Origin of the sequence: Microbulbifer weihaiensis, from assembly GCF_048323715.1 — a bacterium.
Classification (GTDB): domain Bacteria; phylum Pseudomonadota; class Gammaproteobacteria; order Pseudomonadales; family Cellvibrionaceae; genus Microbulbifer.
On record NZ_JBLWFL010000019.1, the window covers coordinates 81445 to 99498 of the forward strand.

20 protein-coding genes are annotated in these 18054 nt (G+C 55.1%); all 20 read left to right on the plus strand.

Features of this window, described 5'->3' with window-relative positions:
• The first annotated feature begins 11 nt into the window (after positions 1–11).
• The gene (locus ACNKU7_RS16825; protein ID WP_418298168.1) at positions 12–617 is read left to right on the plus strand and encodes a YggT family protein; all 606 of its coding nucleotides are present in this window, start codon (positions 12–14) and stop codon (positions 615–617) included.
• A 104-nt stretch (positions 618–721) separates the two neighbouring features.
• A complete protein-coding gene (locus ACNKU7_RS16830; RefSeq protein ID WP_418298169.1) occupies positions 722–1279 on the plus strand; it encodes a porin family protein in 558 nt (185 codons plus the stop codon).
• A gap of 220 nt (positions 1280–1499) precedes the next feature.
• Positions 1500–3476, plus strand: a complete 1977-nt coding sequence (locus tag ACNKU7_RS16835) for a dynamin family protein (protein WP_418298170.1) — start codon at positions 1500–1502, stop codon at positions 3474–3476.
• A 188-nt stretch (positions 3477–3664) separates the two neighbouring features.
• Positions 3665–4861, plus strand: coding sequence for a homoserine O-succinyltransferase MetX (metX, locus tag ACNKU7_RS16840; RefSeq protein WP_418298171.1), 1197 nt, complete (start codon positions 3665–3667; stop codon positions 4859–4861).
• Positions 4862–4863: 2 nt separating this feature from the next.
• Positions 4864–5454, plus strand: coding sequence for a methionine biosynthesis protein MetW (gene metW / locus ACNKU7_RS16845; RefSeq protein WP_418298184.1), 591 nt, complete (start codon positions 4864–4866; stop codon positions 5452–5454).
• Between the two features lie 113 nt (positions 5455–5567).
• Positions 5568–6017, plus strand: a complete 450-nt coding sequence (locus tag ACNKU7_RS16850; RefSeq protein ID WP_418298172.1) for a DUF4426 domain-containing protein — start codon at positions 5568–5570, stop codon at positions 6015–6017.
• Between the two features lie 93 nt (positions 6018–6110).
• The gene (gene rdgB / locus ACNKU7_RS16855; RefSeq protein WP_418298173.1) at positions 6111–6716 is read left to right on the plus strand and encodes an RdgB/HAM1 family non-canonical purine NTP pyrophosphatase; all 606 of its coding nucleotides are present in this window, start codon (positions 6111–6113) and stop codon (positions 6714–6716) included.
• 40 nt (positions 6717–6756) lie between these two features.
• A complete protein-coding gene (hemW, locus tag ACNKU7_RS16860) occupies positions 6757–7995 on the plus strand; it encodes a radical SAM family heme chaperone HemW (RefSeq protein WP_418298185.1) in 1239 nt (412 codons plus the stop codon).
• A 160-nt stretch (positions 7996–8155) separates the two neighbouring features.
• A complete protein-coding gene (gene trxA / locus ACNKU7_RS16865) occupies positions 8156–8482 on the plus strand; it encodes a thioredoxin TrxA (RefSeq protein ID WP_418298174.1) in 327 nt (108 codons plus the stop codon).
• A 382-nt stretch (positions 8483–8864) separates the two neighbouring features.
• Positions 8865–10124 carry a transcription termination factor Rho gene (gene rho, locus ACNKU7_RS16870; protein WP_280317676.1) on the plus strand — a complete coding sequence of 420 codons (1260 nt, stop codon included), beginning with the start codon at positions 8865–8867 and terminating at the stop codon, positions 10122–10124.
• A 296-nt stretch (positions 10125–10420) separates the two neighbouring features.
• On the plus strand, positions 10421–10690 hold the full coding sequence (locus ACNKU7_RS16875; RefSeq protein ID WP_226668600.1) for an RNA recognition motif domain-containing protein: 270 nt from the start codon (positions 10421–10423) through the stop codon (positions 10688–10690).
• A 161-nt stretch (positions 10691–10851) separates the two neighbouring features.
• Positions 10852–12315 (plus strand): 4-hydroxy-3-polyprenylbenzoate decarboxylase, encoded by a 1464-nt coding sequence (ubiD, locus tag ACNKU7_RS16880; protein ID WP_418298175.1) that lies wholly within the window; start codon positions 10852–10854, stop codon positions 12313–12315.
• 25 nt (positions 12316–12340) lie between these two features.
• Positions 12341–12736 (plus strand): hypothetical protein, encoded by a 396-nt coding sequence (locus ACNKU7_RS16885; protein ID WP_418298176.1) that lies wholly within the window; start codon positions 12341–12343, stop codon positions 12734–12736.
• A 957-nt stretch (positions 12737–13693) separates the two neighbouring features.
• On the plus strand, positions 13694–14077 hold the full coding sequence (locus tag ACNKU7_RS16890) for a hypothetical protein (RefSeq protein ID WP_418298177.1): 384 nt from the start codon (positions 13694–13696) through the stop codon (positions 14075–14077).
• A 141-nt stretch (positions 14078–14218) separates the two neighbouring features.
• The gene (locus tag ACNKU7_RS16895; protein WP_418298178.1) at positions 14219–14641 is read left to right on the plus strand and encodes an SMI1/KNR4 family protein; all 423 of its coding nucleotides are present in this window, start codon (positions 14219–14221) and stop codon (positions 14639–14641) included.
• Between the two features lie 124 nt (positions 14642–14765).
• A complete protein-coding gene (locus ACNKU7_RS16900; RefSeq protein ID WP_418298179.1) occupies positions 14766–15227 on the plus strand; it encodes a hypothetical protein in 462 nt (153 codons plus the stop codon).
• Between the two features lie 735 nt (positions 15228–15962).
• Positions 15963–16223 (plus strand): hypothetical protein, encoded by a 261-nt coding sequence (locus ACNKU7_RS16905; protein ID WP_418298180.1) that lies wholly within the window; start codon positions 15963–15965, stop codon positions 16221–16223.
• Between the two features lie 196 nt (positions 16224–16419).
• Positions 16420–16692, plus strand: a complete 273-nt coding sequence (locus ACNKU7_RS16910) for a hypothetical protein (protein ID WP_418298181.1) — start codon at positions 16420–16422, stop codon at positions 16690–16692.
• Between the two features lie 166 nt (positions 16693–16858).
• Positions 16859–17431 carry a hypothetical protein gene (locus tag ACNKU7_RS16915; RefSeq protein ID WP_418298182.1) on the plus strand — a complete coding sequence of 191 codons (573 nt, stop codon included), beginning with the start codon at positions 16859–16861 and terminating at the stop codon, positions 17429–17431.
• 131 nt (positions 17432–17562) lie between these two features.
• Positions 17563–17958: a DUF4019 domain-containing protein gene (locus ACNKU7_RS16920; RefSeq protein ID WP_418298183.1), complete on the plus strand. Its 396-nt coding sequence runs from the start codon at positions 17563–17565 to the stop codon at positions 17956–17958.
• Positions 17959–18054: the final 96 nt, after the last annotated feature.

Sequence of the window (18054 nt, forward strand, 5' to 3'; positions counted from 1 at the left end):
AAGGACAGTTGATGGTCAGCACTTTCAGTAATATCGGCGTATTCATTCTCGCCACCCTGGGGATACTGTTCCTGTTTGCGGTACTGCTGCGCTTTATGTTGCAGCTGGCGCGGGCCGATTTCTACAACCCCATCTCCCAGGGCATCGTCAAAGTCACCAACCCGTTGCTGCGGCCATTGCGCAAATTGATCCCCGGCCTGTTTGGCCTCGATATGGCCTCACTGGTACTGGCGCTGCTTGTGGGTTGGGCCATGATCATGGGCGCGGGCATGCTGGCTGGGGTCGGGCTCCTGAACCCGCTGGCAGCGCTGCTGTGGTCACTGATCGGCTGTACGATGACCCTGATCGCGATCCTGTTTGTGGGGATGCTGATTTCCATCGTCGTCAGCTGGGTTGCACCTCACAGCTCCCACCCGGCGCTGATGCTGCTGCGGCAGTTGCTGGAGCCGCTGTATGCGCCAGTGCGCAAAATCATCCCGCCACTGGGGGTGATCGATATCAGCCCGATCTTTATCTTTATCCTGCTCACCGTGGCTGACAAGCTGCTGCTCGGTTTTGCCCAGAGCGCGCAGATGCCACAGCTGGTATACAACCTGTTCTGGCACGTCCCGTTTTGAAAGCCAGATTGCCTGGCATTGACTTTACGTTTGGTGGCGTAAAAAATGTGATAAGGGTCGCGTTTCGACCCTCGTGAAGTGCTAAAAATAAGGAATAATTTCTAATGTTGAAAGAAGTAGTAAGTGTCACCGCAGTATTAGCTGTATTGAGTGGAGCCGTAAATGCTCAAGCTGAAGGATTTTATGTAAAAGGCGGAGTAGGCAGCGTTGATTTCGATACCGAGCTCGTTGATAACTCTTTCGGCTTTGAGCTTGGTGGTGGCTATCAGTTGAATAATCACCTAGGTTTTGAGGCTAGCTACTGGAACTCTGGCTCGGCTGATATTGAGTTTTATGATTTTGCAGATGATCGTGTATGGGGGGATGCGGAAGTTTCTGCATTGACTATTGGAGCAGTTCTGTCAACCGATATGGCGCAACCGCTATTTGGTGGTGCAAGGATAGGTCTCAGTGCTTGGGAGCAGACCGGTAGCTTGACCGACGGTTATAGTGGTTATTACGAAGACCTAGACTACGATGCGGATGGTACAGATGCATATTACGGCCTGTTTGCAGGATACAATCTGTCACCGAATGTTGCGGTAGTCTTTGATTACACTAAATTCAGCGGTGATGACGTAGATCCCAGCACCTTTGGTGGCGGTGTTCGTATCAAGTTTTGATCTGCAGTAGGGGGGCCGCTCATGGGCTCCCACTCCGATTGGCTGTTTTTTATCTAGTACTTCCCGTCTTCATTTTTCTGTCTTAGTTGCCAATCTGCGATCTAGTTACAGCTGGCCCACACTGGTTCTCGAAATCACACGAACGTACTTTATCTTGGCGCCGCCATGCTCGAAAATGGCCGGCTCATTGAAGCAAGTACCGAAAACAAGAACTGATAACATGGAAGATGCGACTTTGCGCCAGCACATTGCCGATTACGACCGCTGGAAAAAGACCCTGGATTGCCAGTTTGACTCCTTCAGCAATTGGCTGGAGGAGCACTTTCCCAACTCTGCCGGCGCGCGCCAGGTGGTGCAGCAAGCGCGCCAGCTGCTGGCGGATGACCAGTTCACCGTCGCCCTGGTGGGAGAGTTCTCCCGCGGCAAGACCGAGCTGATCAATGCACTGCTGTCGCATACCTACGGCAAGCGCCTGTTGCCCTCGCGCCCGGGTCGCACCACCATGTGCCCCACCGAAATTTACAGCGATGGCACCGAGCGGGCCTCAGTCAGGCTTCTGCCGATCGAGACACTGGCAACCAATACCAGCCTCGAAAGCTATCGGCGTATTCCCCAGAAATGGGTGAACCACAGTTTCGATCCCGACGACGCCGACGCCACCCGCGATGCCCTGATGAAAGTGGCCGACACCAAAGCGGTCACGCCGGAAGATGCTGCCCGTTACGGCTTTGACCGCCGCCACCTGGATGGCAAGGGCAACCTGGTCCAGATCCCGGCCTGGCGTTACGCACTGATTTCCCTTCCGCACCCGCTGCTGGCACAGGGGCTGCGCATCATCGACACCCCCGGGCTCAACGCACTCGGCAATGAGCCGGAACTGACCCTGTCGACGCTCCCCAGCGCCCAGGCGGTGGCGTTCCTGCTGTCCGCGGACGCGGGTGTGAGTGGCACCGACCTGAATATGTGGGAGACCCACCTGGTGCCCCTGCGCGAGCACCGCGGCACCGCGGTGATGGCGCTGCTGAACAAGATCGACGTCCTGTGGGACGACCCGGATGAAGATCCCGAGCAGATGCAGCACCGCATGCGCGCGGAAGTCAGCAAGCTGCTCGACCTGCCGAAGGAGCACGTCATCGGCGTCTCGGCCAAGAAAGCCCTGCTGGCGCGCGCGCAGCGGGATCCGGTATTGCTCGAGCAGAGCCGCTTTGGCGACTTTGAGCAATTGCTGGTGCAGCGCCTGATGAGCCATCGCGACAAGGTGGCCAATCACCGCTCCCTGCACCAGGCGCTTACCCTGATGGCGGATACCCGCGATCTGCTGAAACGCCGCCTGAACAGTGGCCGCGCGACACTGGAGCACCTGAAGCGCCAGGGTTCCACCAGCGCCGAGCAGCTCGCGGAGCTGAAGCAGCAGCACCAGACCGCCCGTGAGCAGCACAAGTACTGCCACCAGGAGCTGCTCAATCTCAAATCCAGCCAGCGCATGCTCGCCCGCCAGCGCGCATCGCTGCTGGCGCCGGTGTCCAGCCAGCAGCTGCAGCAACTGATCGACGAAACCCGCCGCGCCCTGAATGAGCGCTGGTCACCGCTGGGACTGGCGCGGGCGATCGATGGATTTATGGGGGGCGTGGAACACCAGCTGTCTAACCTCGAGCGGGAAGTGGATCAGGCCAACCGCCTTGTCGACGCTATTTATGAGCGTTCGACCCTGAAGAATATCGTTTCCGCAGAGCAGCACTTTGATATCGACGCGTTCCGCGCCGCATTGCGCGGCCTGCACCGACAGGCGGCACAGCTGCGCCGTTCGCCGCAGCTGTTGCTGGCGCGTCGCAATCGGCTGACCGAGCGCTTTGTGGCCACCCTCGCCAATGAAGTCGGGCGCATGTACAGCCAGATGATCTCCTCTGTGGATGGCTGGCTGGATCAGGCACTGGAACCGCTCAAACAGCATGTGCAGTACCAGAAACACCTGCTGAACCGCCACCTGATCAAGCTCACCGAGCTGAAACAGAAAACCGAAAACAAACGCACGGATCTGCATGCGCTGGAGGAGGAGCTGGTGCGCAACCACAGCGCTCTCGGTTCCCTGGAAGATCTGCTGAAGCAAACCAGTAGCGCGCCACAGCCCATTGCCCCGGCGCCGGTAGCGACGGTCGCGAGTAACGTGACACCGCTGAAGACCCCTGCCGCATCCTGAGGATGCCGTTTCCCGCGGTGAACCCGGCCGGGCTCACCGCGGGGTTTATCCGCTGGCGTGCGGCGATGTCCGTGCAATTGTGGCTTCGAACTCTATGCCGCAGGGCGTGATCATTTTTACGGCGGTGTACTACGCCGCCCACCTTTCGTAAACTTGGCGCCCCGCCAGCCAGACGAACACGCAAGATTTTGACCACGGAAGCGCAATCTCAACGCCCCCGCAAGCCGGCCGAGCTGCCGGCCAATTCGGTTGGGCTCGTCGAACCCCAAAGCCATACCTTTGCCGGGCCATTCAAACTGGCCTGCGGCCGGGCGCTGGATGAATACACCCTTGTGTATGAAACCTACGGCACCCTGAATGCCGACAAGAGCAACGGCGTTTTGATATGCCATGCCCTGTCCGGCCATCACCATGCCGCTGGCTATCACAGCCTCGACGACAAGCGTCCCGGCTGGTGGGATCACTATATCGGTCCCGGCAAGCCCATCGATACCAACAAATTCTTTGTGGTGGCGCTGAACAATCTCGGTGGCTGCCACGGATCCACCGGGCCGGCCTCCATCAACCCGGCGACCGGCAAGCCCTGGGGGCCGGATTTTCCCCCGCTGCGCGCGCGCGACTGGGTGCACAGCCAGGCGCAACTTGCCGATTACCTCGGGATTGGACAGTGGGCCGCCGTTGTCGGTGGCAGCCTGGGCGGCATGCAGGCCATGCGCTGGACGCTGGAATACCCGCAGCGGGTGCGCCACGCGGTGGTGATCGCGTCGGCGATGAAACTCTCTGCGCAGAATATCGCGTTTAATGAGACCGCCCGCCAGTCGATCACCTCGGATCCCAACTTCCGCGATGGCCGCTACCTTGAAGCCAATACCCTGCCGCGCGACGGACTCGCGGTGGCGCGCATGATCGGGCATATAACCTATTTGTCCGACGACGGGCTGGGCAAGAAATTCGGGCGCGAGCTGCGCTCCGGCACCTTTGAGCAGGGCGTGGAGGAACTGGTGGAGTTTCAGGTACAGAGCTACCTGCGTCACCAGGGGGACTCCTTCTCCGGCAGCTTCGACCCCAATACCTATATTTTGATGACCCGCGCACTGGACTATTTTGATCTGGCGCGGGAGTACGACCACGACCCGGTCAAGGCGTTTTCCCACGCGCGCTGCAAATTCCTGCTGGTGTCGTTCACATCCGACTGGCGCTTTGCCCCGGAACGCTCGCGGGAAATCGCCGATGCACTGATGCATGCCAACGTGCCGGTGACCTACGCCGAGGTGGAATCCGCAATGGGCCACGACGCCTTCCTGTTGCCGAATGACCGTTACGAAAAAATATTTGCCGCCTACATGAACAATGTCGCGGCAGAAGTGCAGGGCGGGGTGCAGTGATGTTGCGTAAAGACCTCGACATTATCCACAACTGGATTGTTCCTCAGACCCGCGTGCTCGATCTCGGCTGTGGCGATGGCGCCCTGCTGGAGAGGCTCGCACGGGAAAAGCAGGTGAGTGGCTACGGGCTGGAAATTGACCCGGACGAAATCCAGCGCTGTGTAGAGCGTGGCGTAAACGTGGTGGAGCAGAACCTCGACAAGGGGCTCGGCAACTTTGCCGACCAGAGCTTTGATACCGTGGTGATGACCCAGGCGTTGCAGACCCTGCGTTTCCCGCACCTAGTGGTCGAGGAAATGCTGCGGGTGGGGCGCGAGTGCATCATCACCTTCCCCAACTTCGGGCAGTGGAAGGCGCGCTGGCACCTGGCCTTCTCCGGGCGCATGCCGGTGTCTGACTTATTGCCATACGAATGGTACGACACGCCCAATATTCACTTTTGTACTTTCAAGGATTTTGAGGTGCTGTGCCAGCAGCACAACTGGCAGATTCTGCACCGCCAGGTGGTCTCGGAGTCCGCGGCAGGTAGTCTTTTGAAGGACTTTTTGCCAAATCTGTTCGGGGAGACGGCGATTTACCATCTGACTCGCTAGAATAAAGGTCGGATAGTTGTAATACGCGCCGACGGGATAAGTGCCAGGGGCGCTTGCCGCGCTGGGATCCAGCGACGTTGAGCGAATAAGGTTGAGTGAAAAAGGAGGACGCCGTGAAACGTCTGTTTGCTGCATTTTTTTCCATGGCCCTGTTGTTGTGGGCAGCTGCTGCTGCGGCGCAGGGAGCCAAAATCATTGAAAACTACACGGATTTTGGTGAGTACCGGGTAACCTATTCGGTCTTCAACAGCGACTTCATTTCCCCGGAAATGGCGCGCACCTACAATCTGGTGCGGGCGCGGGATCGCGCTTTTGTGAATATTTCCGTGGCCAGGAAGGGGGAGATGAAAGGCTCTAGTGCCGGCATTTCCGGTACCGCCACCAACCTGATCCAGCAGTCGCGCAATCTCGAGTTCAAGGAAATTCGGGATCAGGACGCGGTGTACTACCTGGCGCCATTCCGGTTTGAGAATGAAGAGAGCCTGACCTTCAATATCGATCTGGTGATGCCCGATGGCAGCAGCCAGCAGCTCACCTTCCGCCGTCAGCTGCACAAGAACTGAAGACGGTTCTTCACAAAACCAGAACAGCGGGCCCTGTGAGCTCGCTGTTTTTGTTTGTGGCGCGTTAGTTTCAAAAGAATTGGAAACTCTTCCATGGAAAAAATTGTTCTCGCCAGCGGCAACGCGGGCAAGCTGAAAGAATTTTCCCAGCTGTTTTCCGGCTGGCAGATCGCCGTGCTGCCCCAGTCTGAATTCGTGCAGGAGGAAGCGGAGGAGACCGGCCTCAGCTTTATCGAAAATGCCCTGATCAAGGCCCGCCACGCCAGCCGCGCCAGCGGTTTGCCGGCGCTGGCGGATGACTCTGGCCTGGCGGTTGATGCACTCGGCGGTGCGCCGGGCATCTATTCCGCGCGCTATGCCGGCGCCGGTGCCAGCGACGCCGACAACAACTGCAAGCTTCTCGAAGCACTCGAGGGGATTCCCGCAGACAGGCGCGGTGCCAGTTTTCACTGTGCGCTGGCTTTTGTGCGCACCCCGGAGGATCCGGTGCCCCTGGTGTGCACCGCGCGCTGGAGTGGCCGCATTCTCGAACACGCGGCGGGAGACCAGGGGTTCGGTTACGACCCGCTGTTTTTTGTCGAATCCGAGAACATGACCTCGGCGCAATTGCCCCGGGAGGTGAAAAACCGGCTGAGTCACCGGGCGCAGGCGGTGAAAAAATTTGAACAGCTGTGGCGGGAGCAGATGCTGGGTGAGTAATCCCGATTCCCATTTCTCAGGTGACAGCGCCAGCAGCCTGATGCAGCTGCCACCGCTGAGTCTCTACGTGCACATTCCCTGGTGTGTGCGCAAATGCCCGTATTGCGACTTCAACTCCCATCAGGTGAGCGATGGCCCGGTGGAGGGGCATGTGGATATCCACCACGCCACCAGCGCGAAAACCGCCCCCGGGCAGCTGCCTGAGCGCGAATATGTGGAGCAGTTGCGCCGAGACCTGGAGAGCCAGCTGCCCTGGGTTCAGGGCCGCAGGCTCGGCTCCATCTTCTTCGGCGGCGGCACCCCGAGCCTGTTTTCACCGGCGGCGATCGGGGAGATCCTGAATATGGCCGACTCCATGGTCGGCTTTACCCCGGATATCGAAATAACCCTGGAGGCCAACCCGGGTACCTTTGAGCAGGCGAAATTCGCCGGCTACCGCAGTGCCGGCGTGAACCGCCTGTCCATTGGTGTGCAAAGCTTCGACCCGCTGCAGTTGCAGAACCTGGGCCGGATTCACTCGGGGCCGGAAGCGGAGACAGCGGCTACCCAGGCGCGCGGTGCCGGCTTCGACAACATCAATATCGACCTGATGCACGGACTGCCGGGGCAGGGCACCATCGACGCCCTGCGGGATCTGCAGCGCGCGGTGGATCTCGGGGCCGAGCACATTTCGTGGTACCAGCTCACCATTGAGCCGAACACCGCGTTTTATTCCGCCCCCCCGGTGACCCCCGGTTCGGAGCAGATCGCCGAGATCCAGCGCGCCGGACGGGCATTTCTGGCAGAGCGGGGTTACCCGCGCTACGAGGTTTCCGCGTACAGCCCGACGGGCCGGGAATCCCGCCACAACCTGAATTACTGGTCCTTTGCGGATTACATCGGCATCGGTGCCGGTGCCCACGGCAAGTTCACCCTGCCACACAGCGGCGAGATCATACGTACCCAGCGCACCCGCATGCCGCGGGACTATTTAGCGCTCGGGTCGCGCGACCCTGGTACCGCGAAGGGCCGGAATGCCTTTCCGCTGCCCAAGTGCACCGGGGTTGCCGTGGCAGAGCGGCCGCTGGAGTTCCTGATGAATGCACTGCGCCTGGAAGCCGGGGTGCCCGCGGAGACCTTTACCGCGTACACCGGGCTGCCGCTGTCGGCGCTGGCTGGCGAGTGGCGCCGGCTGGAGGCGATGGAGCTGGTGGCCCCGCTGGGCCCGCGGATAGCCACCACCGGGTTTGGGTATGACTATGTAGACGAGATACTCCAGCGCTTCCTGCCGGAAGCGTGATGGTGCCGGGGTACTTGAAAACCGGATTGTGGCCCTCATAAAGGGGGGAATGCCGACATACAGGCGGGAACCATTTGCCTTGCGGGGTCAGCTGGCCGTACTTATCATGTGAGCCGGTGCGGCCCGCAGGCCAGAAGTTACAGAACTACAGGAAACCATTATGAGCGCGAACATCGTCAACGTCACAGACGCAGAATTTGAAGCCGAAGTACTCAAGGCGGAAGGCCCGGTACTGGTGGACTTCTGGGCCCAGTGGTGCGGCCCCTGCAAGATGATCGCTCCGGTACTGGAAGATCTGGCTGGTCACTACGGCGACAAGCTGAAGATCGTCAAAGTCGACGTGGACAGCAACAAGGAGTCTGCGGCCAAGTACAACGTACGCGGTATCCCGACCCTGCTGCTGTTCAAGGGCGGCAACGTCGAAGGCACCAAGGTGGGCGCCCTGTCCCGCGCGCAGCTGACCGAGTTCATCGACAGCCAGATCTAAAACGGGTCAGGCTGCCGGCGCCCCCCGGGGCGCCGAAATCTCCCGCAAGGCCGCGAATTAGGCCTTGCAGGTTAGTGAAGTGCCGTTATACTGCCTAGTAATCAAATTAACTGTTCAGTCCAAACCTGAGCCAAGTCGCCAACCCCGCTGTTGACACAGCCTCTCCGGCGCGCAAACTCCTCAAGTTGAACGACCCCCCTGGCGCCTTAGCCAATAAGAGTGCCGGCGTTGCGGTAACCCGTTTCCCGATGAGTTTTCGTGCGGCCAGCTGAACCGTCGACAACGTGTTACGGGCAAGATCAACATCGAACTTTCAGATCCCTCCGCACAAGTTTCCGGCGCGTCCGCGCCATCTGACATAAAGAAACCTTAATAAAGCAATATGAACCTTTCTGAATTAAAAACCAAACCCATTGAAGAGCTGATTGAGATCGCTAAGGGCATGGGCCTTGAGAACCTGGCCCGCTCGCGCAAACAGGACATTATTTTCAATATCCTCAAGCGCCACGCCAAAAGCGGTGAAGACATTTACGGTGAAGGCGTATTGGAAATACTTCAGGACGGGTTCGGATTTCTCCGTTCGGCCGACTCTTCCTACCTCGCCGGCCCCGACGACATCTATGTTTCCCCCAGTCAGATCCGACGCTTCAACCTTCGCACTGGCGACTCCATTTCCGGCAAGATCCGCCCCCCCAAAGAAGGTGAACGCTACTTCGCACTGCTGAAAGTCAGCGATATCAATTTCGACAAGCCGGAAAACGCCCGCAACAAGATCCTGTTCGAAAACCTCACTCCGCTGTTCCCCAATGACCGCCTCACCCTGGAGTGCGGGAACGGCTCTTCCGAAGACCTCATCGGCCGTATCATCGACCTGATTGCCCCAATCGGCAAAGGTCAGCGTGGCCTGATCGTGGCACCGCCGAAGGCTGGTAAAACCATCATGTTGCAGAACATGGCCCAGGCCATCACCCGCAACAACCCGGAATGCCACCTGATCGTCCTGCTGATCGACGAGCGCCCGGAAGAAGTGACCGAAATGCAGCGCTCCGTGCGTGGTGAAGTGGTTGCCTCCACCTTTGACGAGCCGCCGGCGCGTCACGTACAGGTGGCCGAGATGGTGATCGAGAAGGCCAAGCGCCTGGTTGAGCACAAGAAAGACGTAGTGATCCTGCTGGACTCCATTACCCGTCTCGCGCGCGCGTACAACACCACGGTCCCGAGCTCCGGCAAGGTACTGACCGGTGGTGTGGACGCCCACGCCCTGGAGCGCCCGAAGCGCTTCTTTGGTGCGGCGCGTAACATCGAGGAGGGCGGCAGCCTCTCTATTATCGCTACCGCGCTGGTCGACACCGGCTCCAAGATGGACGAAGTGATCTTCGAGGAGTTCAAGGGCACCGGTAACATGGAGCTGCAGCTGGATCGCAAGATCGCTGAGAAGCGTGTCTACCCGGCCATCAACGTGCGCCGCTCCGGCACCCGTCGCGAAGAGCTGCTGATGCCGGAAGGCGAGCTGCAGCGTGTCTGGATCCTGCGCAAGCTGCTGCACGACATGGAAGACCTGGCCGCGACCGAGTTCCTGATCGACAAACTGAAGGACTTCAAGACCAACGACGAGTTCTTCCTGTCCATGAAACGGAAATAATTCCCTTTCACAATTGAGGCTGACATCAAATGTCGGCCTTTTTTGTTGGCCTTGGATCGATTTTGCAACCTGATGAATGAGGCGTGAAATTAAGCCGAATTCAGTTGAAAAGGCATGGCGATAGGCATATAAAGGCCAACATTGAAGCGTTGAGCACTATTTCAACGCTGACCGAATTGGTCCCGCGCGGCTGGGAAGTCGAGCGATTCTGGATCAATCTCAAATGGTGAACTCGGTGGAGCTGGTTGCCATTTGTGAATTGCTCGACAGCCCACTGACTCATGTGAGACTTTTTTGTGAATATCTATATCGGAAATCTGGCCTACGGCGTAACCTCTGACGATCTGCACGAAGCATTTGGTGCGTTCGGTGAAATCTCCCGGGCTACTGTAATCACTGACCGGGAAACTGGCCGTTCTAAAGGTTTTGGTTTCGTAGAAATGCCGAACGACGACGAAGCGCGTAAGGCAATCGAAGAAATGAATGACAAGCCGCTGTCTGGCCGTAACATCCGTGTTAACGAAGCCAAGCCGCGCGAAGACCGCCCGCGTCGTCCCCGCTTCTAAGACAGCTATATCGTCTTGAAGTGAAACAGCCCGCGGCCGGCGCTGCGGGTTGTTGCCCTCCCTGCATTCTGCGATCACGCCCCAATCCTGCGGCGTAAATTCCCCAATTGTCCCGTCTGCTTTACACTGGCCGCTGCCTATTTGTCACCGCCCGGTAAAGCATGAAATACAAAGATTTGCGCGACTTTCTCCGCCTGCTGGAAAAGCGCGGCCTCCTGAAACGCATCAAGCATCCCGTTAGCCCCTTTCTGGAAATGACAGAAATCGCCGACCGCGTACTGCGCGCTGGTGGCCCCGCACTGCTGTTCGAAAACCCCGTGGGTTACGACACCCCGGTACTGGCCAACCTGTTCGGTACCCCGGAGCGCGTCGCCCTGGGCATGGGGCGGGAGAGCATCAGCGAGTTGCGGGAAGTGGGCGAGCTGCTCGCGTTTCTGAAGGAGCCACAGCCGCCGGAAGGGCTCAAAGATGCCTGGCAGAAGCTGCCCATCTTCAAGCAGGTGATGAACATGGGGCCCAAGATCATCAGCAATCCCGACTGCCAGCAGCATGTGCAGAGCGGCGACGACATTGACCTGACCCGCCTGCCGATCCAGACCTGCTGGCCCGGAGACGCCGCGCCCCTCATTACCTGGCCCCTGGTGATCACCCGCGGCCCGGAGAAGAAGCGCCAGAACCTCGGCATCTACCGCATGCAGCTCATCGGCAAAAACCGCCTGATTATGCGCTGGCTCTCCCACCGTGGCGGCGCACTGGATTTCCGCGAGTGGCAGCTCAAGCACCCCGGTGAGCCCTTCCCGGTTGCGGTTGCCCTGGGCGCAGACCCGGCCACGATCCTCGGCGCGGTTACGCCGGTGCCGGATACCCTGTCGGAATACGCCTTTGCCGGCCTGCTGCGTGGCAGCAAGACCGAAGTGGCGGAAGCCAAGCTCAGTAACCTGCAGGTTCCGGCGAGTGCAGAATACGTGCTCGAAGGCCATATCTACCCGGACGACATGGCCGATGAAGGCCCCTATGGCGACCATACCGGCTACTACAACGAAGTCGACAGCTTCCCGGTATTCACCGTCGAGAAAATCACCCACCGCAAAGATCCCATCTATCACAGCACCTACACCGGTCGCCCGCCGGATGAGCCGGCGGTACTCGGTGAGGCGCTGAACGAAGTGTTCGTGCCGATCCTGCGCAAGCAGTTTCCGGAGATCGTCGACTTCTACCTGCCACCGGAAGGCTGCTCCTATCGCCTCGCGGTGGTCACCATGAAAAAGCAGTACCCCGGCCACGCCAAGCGCGTGATGATGGGGGTCTGGTCGTTCCTGCGGCAGTTCATGTATACGAAGTTTGTCATCGTCACCGATGACGACGTGAACGCCCGTGACTGGAACGATGTCATCTGGGCCATGACCACCCGCATGGATCCGGCGCGGGATACCACCATGGTGGAAAATACCCCGATCGATTACCTGGATTTCGCCTCGCCCGTTTCCGGTCTCGGCTCCAAAATTGGGTTTGACGCCACCAACAAATGGGAAGGCGAAACCACGCGCGAATGGGGCCGCCCGATTGTGAAAGACCCGGAAGTGACCCAGAAAGTGGACGAAATCTGGGATAAGCTCGGGCTCTAGCGAATAACCATGCCATGGAGGGCAAATGAAGGTTACCAAAACCTACAAACCGGGGGATGACGGCAGTAAGCGTTACCACGATAAGTACGGCGAACAGCTATGCGCCGTACGCTACCGGCGATCCCCCTGCAGCAAAACCATCTATACCACCGTAGAGATTATTGTCGCCGAGCGCGATGCCTATCCGCGCAAACCCGCCCCGCACTGTGTAACCGCGCCAGCCAGCAATCAGCAAAAATGGGTTGCAGTAAAAATCGCCTTCGATGAACTCGAATTGCGCAATGAAATAAAACGAATCGGCGGAAGATGGAGCAAGTGCGCACAGGCGTGGGTCGCCAGCAGGAACATGGTCGAGCGTTCCAATCTAAGCCACCGCATCGTCGAAGGCCTGATAGACAAATGCCTAGATGTGCCTATTTAACAGCATGCCTATATGTAGGCATTAAGCCTATATATAGAAAAATATGTGTGTATCTAGGCATAATGCCTAGATATGGGGCGTTTGAATAAAACTGTTAGCTTCACTTGAGAATATATGGACTTTGGGATAGCACTCATTCTTTACTTGCTATTACTACCCATGACCTATTTAGGGGTAGTTGGATCAATTTTTGAGAACGATGAAAATGTAGAACCCGGGAAGTTTGGCAGAATCAATCACTACCTCATGGAAAATTTTGGTCGGGTGATGCTGTTTGTATATTTAGCAGCTCTCCCTGTATTCGTACTCGGCTGTATGGTTGGGTTCTTTCAGCGAAGAACTCAAGATCCAGCCAAGAATGTAATGGCAAACATCGTTGCAGTTGTAGGTTGTATCTGGTTCCTTGCATTAGGTTCGTACCTTGGGGGCAGGTTAAGCTAACAAGCTAATGAACTTCGCGCGCGAAAGACGCGCGCCGGACAGCTTACGCTGCGCTCCAGCTGCCGGTTATTAGAACGTTAATGTCTGGGTTCGTCGAGCCGCCGCCCAAAAAATTCAGTGCAGTTTGAGGGTATTCGGCCAGTTCCAGTGTTGCTAAAGCATTATCGGTAGCAGAATTTTATAGGTGGACTTTACGAGCTCCAGTGGCTTCCATTCTTCCTGTTCAGCAATGGCGGCGGGGCGAGCACAGTAGAGTTTTCCTGCCTGGCACTTTAGCCGCTTCAGGAAAAACGTGGTGCGGTATGGCCAAACGTGCCACTCGCAGTACATTAGCAACAAGTGGGTTTTGGGTTTGGTGGTTCTTGCGGTTATAAACCGGTAGAGGGCCGTCACATTAACAAGGCGCTGCAGCCGACGGCTAACTTTGTGCACTTTCTGCGCGGTCGCTGTCGCTCCTATTTTCGCGCATAAAGCGCACAAAGTTAGCCGCGGCTGAGCGCGGCGTTAACTGTAAGTATGAAGAAAGCCCTGTACCTGTTCATAGTCTATTTAATGCCTGTGATTTCGGCTTTAATTCCTTTGGAGCACTTCCAAGATCTATGGATTTGGCTTTATTTACCGTTCGCGGTTGCCTATGGAACTTACATTTGGTTCCAACCAGATTCTCGCATGATGATTCTGGTCAGTTTTACACCAATTGTTTTTCTATGCCTTGTACTGGTGGTTTTTCCATTTTTAGCGGCTATGGATGCAGGTGCAATTGAAGGGTTAAAATTTCTTGCGGTGGTAGCGCTATTCGCTGTTCCGGCTAGTGTTGTAATAGGTTCAGTTTTCGTACTTTTGGCTTTTGCCATTTATGCGCTATTCCGGCGCTACGACCTTTTGCCAGGCAACAGTTAACAAAGCCAGGCAGGATGCTGCGGGCCTTCGGCCCTCCGCGGGACAGCTTACCTTGTGCACCTTTTGCGCTGGTCGCTACGCTCCCATTTTTGCGCAAAACGCGCACAAGGTAAGCTGCCCCTGCTGGCGGCGTTAAGCATCATGAGTGAAATCGAAGAGGCATTGAGGAGATTAAGAGAGCTGGATAAAAAGGTTCCGAAACCACTTCGTCTTCCTACTATTTCCGATGTAAAGGAATACGAAAGAAGATTGAATTATAGTTTTCCAGAACACTATAAGAAATTTCAGCTTGAAGCAGGGAATGTCACTTACGGAACTATCGAACCTGTCGTATGTTTGCCAGATATGGATCCGTATATAAATCCATATATCGTTGCAACTGACGGATGGAATGAAGGGGTTTCTAAAGAATGGCTTCCGTTCTGCTGTGACAATGGATGTTACTACTGTATATCGGGAACTGGAGAAATTAAATTTTGGGACAACGAAGACTGCTCTTTTGGTCTAGAAGCATGGAGTTTCCCAGAGTGGATCAACGACGTCTGGCTGGAGAGCAATGCTTAACAAACAGCGGCAGGGCGACAGCCAACACTACGCGCCTTTTGCGTTACTCGCTGGCGCTCAAACATTAACACAAAAGGCGCTCCGCGCTGGCTGCGCCTGCGCTGGGCGTTATGCGACGTAAAGTATGAAGAAGTTATTACTTTTAGTATTCATGATTTCTTGGATTCCTTTCACATCAGCATGTGACTATGCATTGCCCACAATCATTCCACCTACGTCTCCTAATGGTAATTTTCAATATATTTATCCGGAGATTGGGCCAGACTATGAAGGTATTGCTAGTAACGAAAACGTGGCAGTAGTAAAAATACTTAAAGTTGCCGGTGAGAAAAACTATCCGGACGTTGTAATCGTCGAATTGCTGCATGGTTGGGGTTATCAAAGTGGCCGGTATATGAAGTATCTCAACCCGAGAACTTCCTGTGACAGTACTAGCGTGGCGGAAGTAGGTTGGTATGTTGCAGTAATAGATCGGGGAGAGATAGTTATATTAGTTCCGTATAAAAATGTAGAGAAACACTTGAAAGAGCGTGGAAAACCAGATTACGTGTACTCTGCAATTGGCGTCCGCGCTGGTGGCGCATAACAAAGCGCTGCAGGCCGACAGCTTACTTTGTGCACCTTTTGCGCGGTCGCTGTCGCTCCCATTTTCGCGCAAAATGCGCACAAAGTAAGCTGCGGCTGAGCGCGGCGTTATGAGTCCACATGAATAAAATCGTATTTATCGTATTTTCAGCGCTGTTTCCATGGGGCGCTTTCGCATGCGACGAGGATAAAGTTGATATTCTGAAGTATGTTACTGATTCTCGGTTGGTAGAGTTTCCTGAACATCTGGACGAACCGTCGGAGGGCGGCTGTTATTGGATAAATTTTTTACTGTCACCTAGGTACAGTAACGGATCGTTATACTTGTCGGAGATGACTGTAAAGTTAACGAGTATTGAGGATTCAATAGTTGCAAGTTTGCCAATAGCGATCCTTGATTACTCAGGGTATCGAACCGCTTATGTTTGTCTTTCAGAGAAGGCACTAGAGAAGAGTGAGTTGGAGCTACATTTTTTGCACAAATCCCATGCAGAGTTGCATGGTGATGGATTTCGTGTTTTTGGAAGTATGGCGTGCTCCCACACGGAAACAGTGCGTCTTACCAGCTTGCTAGAAACTCATAACAAAGCCAGGCAATAAAGCTACGGGCCTGCGGCCCTCCGCGGGACAGCTTACCTTGTGCACGTTTCGCGCAGGTCGCTGCGCTCCCATTTTCGCGCAAAAAGCACACAAGGTAAGCTGCCCCTGCTGGCGGCGTTAGCTGCGCGATCAAAATATGAAAACTATCAAGGCGAAAAAAATAGTAAATATATGGGGTGAAAAGAATGCATGGAGCCATGCACCACACCCAGGAACCAATCAGCGTTGTAGCCAATCGTTAACTGAGCTAGAAATTCAAGGCGACGATCAAAGTGGCTACCACTTGGTTATGAGTCCAGTTGGTTACTTTTCCGCGGATTATTGGTATGAGTCCCTGCAAGAAGCCAAGGAATCTGCGGAGAAGTTTTTCGGAGTTACAGACAAAGAGTGGTTGTAAGGCTCAGCGAGAGCCACTGCCAAACAGCAGCTAACAATCACAGGCAGTTTGCTACGGCCCTTCGGGCCTCCGCGGGACGTTTTACCTTGTGCACATTTTGCGCGGGTCGCTTCGCTCCCATTTTCGCGCATAATGCGCACAAGGTAAGCCGCCCCTGCTGTGGGCGTTATGTATAGGACTCACCTAAGAGCGGAAAATGAACGAAAAACAGTTTGAATCCTGGAAGAGGCAAAGAGAAAAAGGTAAGAAAAATTATGTTCTCTACAATGGAGTTCTAGCATACGGACTTCCCATGTTCATCGTAATGACGTTCTTCGTTAATAAGCCTGAGTCTGGCTCAATGCCGTTCTGGCTACTGGCGGCAAACCTTGTTCTTTGGGCAGTAGCTGGCCTAATTTTTGGTCTCGGCACATGGCACGCATTTGAAAAGAAATTTAACAAAGAGCTAGCGCGCCGGCAAAATACATAACAATCGCAGGCAGTTTGCTACGGCCCTTCGGGCCTCCGCCGGACGCCCAACGCTATGCACTTTTTGTGCGGGTCGCTGCACTCCCAGTTTCGCACAAAAAGTGCATAGCATTGGTCGCCCCTGCTGCGGGCGTTAGGCAACCGAGTTACCCACAAAAATTAAAAAAATGAACAAAATTTGCTCTTTCTTATCTGCTGAATTTGTACTGAAGTTCATGCCCAATGGGGGCACTGCAGTAATACTAAGAACGCTTTTCGTAAGCTTGCTAGTCTATTTTTTAGCGATAGGCTTGAAGTCATATACCGAACCAAATGCAGTTCTTAAGTTTAATCTCGATCAAGCCAAAAGAGAGGTTAATTCAACGTTGCATTGGCTAGGAGCGATAGTAGCTATCGTTTATGCCTCACTGTATACAAGGTTTGCATCTCAGTGGTCCTATTTAGCATCGCTTTATAATCAAATTATGTCAGTTCGATGTGCTTTAGATCAGGATACGATAGATCAAAACAAAAATTTAATGCATTGGGAAGCAGCATTTTTAGAAGATGCTTTCGATCTCCATTTGGCTGCAAAACCTATGTTTTCTCTATTTATAAAGCAGTTGCTAGAGGAGTCGGATGTGTATTTCCTATTCTGCGAAGTCACTGATTGTGAAAGAAAAGTAAAAAGCTTTAGAAAACTTACCAGGCTTACAGTTTCAATTCCGAATGAAGGTTCCGAGTCAGAGAAATCTGCCTAACAAACGGTTGTAGTCGCCGCGAAAGACGCGGCTGGGACGGCTTACGCTACGCTCCAGCCGCCCCTAAACCGAGCGTTAGCTATATACTCAAGCTCCGCTTTTCAAAACGATTGGAACACAAAGGAAATTCTATGAAAAAACTAATACTAATTTTATCAATGTGTTTTTCTTCTTTTGTGTGGGCTAACGAATCTGCCGGTGTCACAGCGGCAAAAGAGTGGCTCAGAATTGTCGATTCTGGTGAATACGCTGAAAGTTGGCAAAAGTCTGACTCTTTCTTCAAGTCCCAGCTAACTCAAGAAAATTGGGCTGTTGCTCTGAAAGAGGTGCGCGCTCCACTGGGTACAGTTGTTTCTCGAATGGAGTTGGAGGCTAAAGAGTATTCCACACTGCCAGGTGTACCTGATGGACAGTATCTGGTTATTCAATTTCAAACTGATTTTCAGAACAAAAAGTCGTCTACTGAAACGTTGACACTGAGCAAGAGTAGCGGGGACTGGCTCCCAATTGGCTACTTTATTAAATAAGCCTTGCCCCCGCTACAGCTAACAAGCGACTGTGGTGTCAACCACCCAAAATTTAAGTTGCACACCACGCTTGTTTTTCTCGAATCATCGCATTCA